Origin of the sequence: Micromonospora endolithica (genome assembly GCF_003626595.1) — a bacterium.
Classification (GTDB): Bacteria; Actinomycetota; Actinomycetes; order Mycobacteriales; family Micromonosporaceae; genus Micromonospora; species Micromonospora endolithica.
This window is the reverse complement of sequence record NZ_RBAK01000030.1, coordinates 1-4,945: the sequence shown is the minus strand read 5'-3', so window position 1 is coordinate 4,945 and position 4,945 is coordinate 1. Positions and strand designations below refer to the sequence as shown.

The 4,945-nt window shown below is 73.3% G+C and carries 3 protein-coding genes; all 3 read left to right on the top strand.

The window, feature by feature from the left end:
• On the top strand, nt 1–3,223 hold a 3,223-nt coding region (locus D7223_RS32290), incomplete at its 5' end, for an SDR family NAD(P)-dependent oxidoreductase (RefSeq protein WP_120733486.1).
• Between the two features lie 15 nt (nt 3,224–3,238).
• Nucleotides 3,239–4,426: a cytochrome P450 gene (locus D7223_RS32285; protein WP_120733484.1), complete on the top strand. Its 1,188-nt coding sequence runs from the start codon at nt 3,239–3,241 to the stop codon at nt 4,424–4,426.
• Between the two features lie 74 nt (nt 4,427–4,500).
• Nucleotides 4,501–4,945, top strand: a 445-nt coding sequence (locus D7223_RS32280) for a beta-ketoacyl synthase N-terminal-like domain-containing protein (protein ID WP_147442483.1), incomplete at its 3' end; no start/stop codon positions are given.

The window sequence follows — 4,945 nt, the reverse complement described above, 5'->3', positions numbered from 1 at the left end:
CGCCGCCCGCAACAGCCCCACCATCACCGTCATCGCCGGACCAGCCTCCGACATCACCACCATCACCACCGAACTCCAGCAGACCGGCATCAAAACCACACTGCTACGCACCGCCCACGCCTTCCACCACCCCGCCATGGCACCCCTGAAACAGTCCTTGTTGGAAGCCGCCGAAGCCCTCAACCACCAGCCAGCTCACATCCCGGTCATCACACCCACCGCCATCAGCCCCGAATACTGGGCCGACCACCTGGTCGAACCAGTCGACTTCCACCGCACCATCACCACCCTCGACGCACTAGGCACCACCACCTACCTCGAAATCGCCCCCCACAGCACCCTCACCCCACACCTGCACCACACCCTCGACCAACCCCACACCATCACCACCCCCAACCCCCACCACGCCCGCGCCCAACTCCACCTCCACGAACCACCCGACACCCCCACACCACACCAACCGCCCCCGCCCACCTACCCCTTCCAGCACTCGCGGTACTGGCTGGCGCCGGCCGAGACCACCAACCTCAGCCACACAGGGCTCGCCGCCAGCACCCACCCGCTGCTGACCGCCACCACCGAACTGCCGGACGCCACCCGCATCCACAGCACTCGCCTGACCGTCGCCGAGCACCCGTGGCTCGGCGACCACCGGGTCGACGGCCAGGTCCTGCTGCCCGGTAGCGCGTTCGTCGACCTCGCCCTGCACGCCGCCGGCGACGGCCAGGTCGCGGAGCTGACCCTGCAGGCGCCCCTCGCGTTGTCCGGAGAGGACGCGGTCGACCTGCGGGTGGTCGTGGCGCCGCCGGGCGCCGCCGGTGACCGCACGATCGGCATCCATTCGAGGCCCAGCGACGACACCGACGCCGGCTGGCTCACGCATGCGACGGGCATCCTGGCCGCCGAACGGCCGGCCGGGCCCGCGGCGCGGCAAGAGCCCGCGACCGGCACACCAGTCGCCCTGGACGACATCTACCGGCGCCTCGGCGACCTGCACCTCGAATACGGCCCGGCGTTCCAGGGTCTGCGGGCGGTACGGCGCGACGCCGACGCCGTACGCGCCGAGATCGTCCTGCCCGACGGCCTGGACCCGGCCGGCTACGCCATCCACCCCGCCCTCCTGGACGCCGCGCTGCACCCGTTCGCCGCGACCGCGGCGGACGCCGGGGCGGGCGGGACGTCCCGCGTCCCGTTCTCCTGGCGCGGGATCACCTCGCACCGGACCGCCGGCAACCGCCTGACCGTGTCGCTGTATCCGCAGGGCACCGACACGCTGCGCCTGGTCATCGCGGACGAGGAGGGCCGCCCGGTCTGCACGGTCGACGCGCTGACCGTCCGCGACGTACCGCTCGACCCGCACCGGGTGCCGCCGTCGTCGCTGTTCCGGCTGGCCTGGTCGCCGAGCGGAGCACCGGCCGGGCCGCCCGTCCGCGCGGTCGGCGTGCATGAGCGGCCGCCGGGGTGGCTCGGCGAGGCGTACCCGGACCTGTCCGCCCTGTCCGCCGCCGTGGCCGCCGGGCTTCCGGAGCCGGACGTGATCGTGGTGCCGTTCCCCCCGGACGGCACGGGTGGCGAGCCGCGGGCGGCCCACGAGGCGGCCGGCCGGGCCCTGACCCTGGTGCAGGGGTTCCTGGCCGACGACGTGCTCGGCGGCACCCGCCTCGCCGTGGTGACCAGCGGTGCCGCGCCCGGGCCGGACACCGCGCCGGACCCGGTGGCGGCGGCGGTCTGGGGGCTGGTCCGCTCGGCACAGTCGGAGAACCCGGGCCGGCTGCTGCTCGCCGATCTGGACGACTTCACCGGCGGCACGGGGCTCGCCGACGCGTTGGCCTCGGGAGAGCCGCAGATTGCCGTACGCGAGGGTCGTCTGCTCCTCCCCCGCCTGCAGCCCGAGCCGCCGGCGAGCGGCACCACCGGCCTGGACCCCGCCGGCACCGTGCTGATCACCGGGGGCACCGGGGGCCTCGGCAGCCTGGTGGCCCGGCACCTCGTCACCCGGCACGGCGTGCGGCACCTGCTGCTACTCAGCCGTCGCGGACCGGACGCACCGGGCGCCGGCGGCCTGACCACCGACCTGACCGCACTCGGCGCGTCGGTGACCGTGGTGGCCTGCGACACCGCCGATCCCGCGGCGCTTAGGGCGGCACTGGACCGGATCCCGCCGGACCGTCCGCTGACCGCGGTGGTGCACACGGCGGGCACGCTCGCGGACGGGACCGTGCCGCACCTGACCCCCGCGGCCCTGACGGCGGTGCTGCGGCCCAAGGTGGACGCGGCGTGGCACCTGCACCGGCTCACCGAGCACCTGGACCTGTCCGCGTTCGTCCTGTTCTCCTCGGTCGCCGGGGTGGTCGGCGCGCCCGGCCAGGCCAACTACGCGGCGGCGAACGCTTACCTCGACGCCCTGGCCGAGCAGCGGCGCGCCGCCGGCCGGCCCGCGGTCTCGCTCGCGTGGGGCGTGTGGGCGGAAGCCGGTGGGATGGCCGACACGGCCCGCGGCGGCCGCCCGGGCATCCGGGCGCTGACCCGCGACCAGGGTCTCGCGCTGTTCGACGCGGCGCACACGGCCACCGGTCCGGCCGCGCTGGTGCCGGCTCGATTCGACCTGCCGGCGCTGCGCGCACTCGCCACGGCCGGGCAGCTGCCCACGGTGCTGGCCGCCCTGGTGCCGGCCGCACCGGTACGCCGCGGTGGCGAGCCGCCGTTCGCCGAGCGCCTGGCCGGGTTGCCGGCGGCCCGGCAGCGGGAGCTCGCGCTCGAAACCGTGCAGGAGCACATCGCGGCCGTGCTCGGCCATGCCGACCCGGCCGCGATCGGGGCCGACCGGAGCCTGATGGACCTGGGCTTCGACTCGCTCACCGCCGTCGAGCTGCGCAACCGGCTCGCCGCGAGCACCGGCCTGCGGCTGACCTCCACGCTCGTCTTCGACCATCCGACACCGACCGCGATCGCCCGGCACCTGGTGGAGAGCGCCGCGCCACCGGCCGGCGACGACACCGGCGACGACACCATCCGCCGGCTGCTGGCGTCCGTGCCACCGGCCCGGCTCCGGGAGGCGGGCCTGCTGGATGCCCTGCTGCGCCTCGCCGACGACCGCCCCGAACCGGCCGCGCCGGACGGTGCCGACGCCCGACCGGACGACCACACCGAGGCCATCCTCGCGGCAGGCCTGGACGAGCTCGTCCAGCGGGCGCTGTCCGGTTCCACCTCCGACCCCAAGTGAAAGGACCGACCCACCATGACACAGTCCGAGCACGTCCTCGCCGAGCTGCCGACCGCCCGGCAGTGCCCGTTCTCGCCACCGCAGGAGATCACGGAGCTCATCGAGGAGGAGCCGATCGTCCGCATGGAGTACCCGGACGGGCACATCGGCTGGCTGGTGTCCAGCCACGACCTGGCCCGTAAGGTGCTCGCGCACCCGGAGATCAGCGCCCGGCACGAGCTGCGCCGCTACCCCGTACCCTTCCCGATCAAGCTAGGCCCGGCCGCGCCCGGCGTGTTCGTCGGGATGGACCCGCCGCAGCACACCAAGTACCGCAAGCCGCTGGCGAAGGCGTTCAGCGCCGGCCAGGCGCGCGACTTCGAGCCGGAGCTCGACCGCATCACCAACGAGGTGCTTGACGACATGGCGAAGCACGGCAACGAGGGCGACCTGGTCGCGCTGTTCGCGTTGCCGATGCCGATCAAGGTGATCTCCCAGATCCTCGGCGGCACGCCGGAGATGTCCGTGGAGTTCCAGCAGCTGCGGATGCCCATCCTGACCCCCGGCACCCCGCCGGAACAGATCCGCGCCGCGATGATGCGCACCACCGAGCTGATGCACGGTCTGGTCGCGGCGAAGCGGGCACAGCCGGCCGACGACGTGCTCAGCACGCTGATCGCCGAGGGCACCCTGACCGACGACGAGCTCGCGGTCATCGCGCTGCAGGTGTTCGGCGCCGGGCACGAGACCACCGCCCACATGATCGCGCTGGGGGCGTACCTGCTGCTGGAACGCCCGGAGCTGCGCGAACGGCTCACCACCGAGGGGCCGTGGACCGACGAGGCGGCCGACGAGCTGCTGCGGTACCTCACGATCGCGCAGTTCATCACCCGGGCCGCGCTCAGCGACCTGGAGTTCGGCGGGGTGAAGGTCAGCAAGGGCGACACCATCACGGTTGCGCTGCACGCCGCCAACCGCGACCCGGTGCGCTTTCCCGAGCCGGACACGTTCGACCCGGAGCGGGCCGAGAACGGCCACCTGACGTTCGCGCACGGGGTGCACAAGTGCGTGGGCGTGCACCTCGCCCGGGCTGAACTGCGCTACGCCATGCCGGCCCTGTTTCGCCGCTTCCCGGGCCTGAAGCTGGCGACCACACCGGACCAGATCGGCACTCGGGACGCCATGTTGACGTACGGCGTGAACCAGCTGCCGGTCACCTGGTGACGCGACCGTAAGAGACGACCAAGGACGCCTTAAGGCGCTTTTCGGAAGATGAGGACCCTGAGCATGGAGTGATCATGGCTAGGCCTCATGAAGATCGAATCGTCGACGCCCTCCGCGCGTCTCTGCTGGAGAACCAGCGGTTGCGCACCGAACAGCAGCGTCTCACCGAGGCGGCGCGGGAACCGATTGCCGTGGTCGGTATGGCGTGCCGATATCCCGGCGGAGTGACGTCGCCGGACGAGTTGTGGGAATTGGTGGCGGCGGGCCGGGATGCGATCGGCCCGCTGCCCACCGACCGGGGCTGGGACCCCGAGTCGTTGTACGACCCCGATCCGGACCGGGCGGGCCACATGTACGTCCGCTCCGGCGCCTTCCTGCGCGACCCGGCCGCGTTCGACGCGGAGTTCTTCCAGATGAGCCCGCGGGAGGCGCTGGCCACCGATCCGCAGCAGCGGTTGCTGCTGGAGGTCGCGTGGGAGGCCGTGGAGGGCGCGGGCATCGACCCGGCGTCGTTGCGGG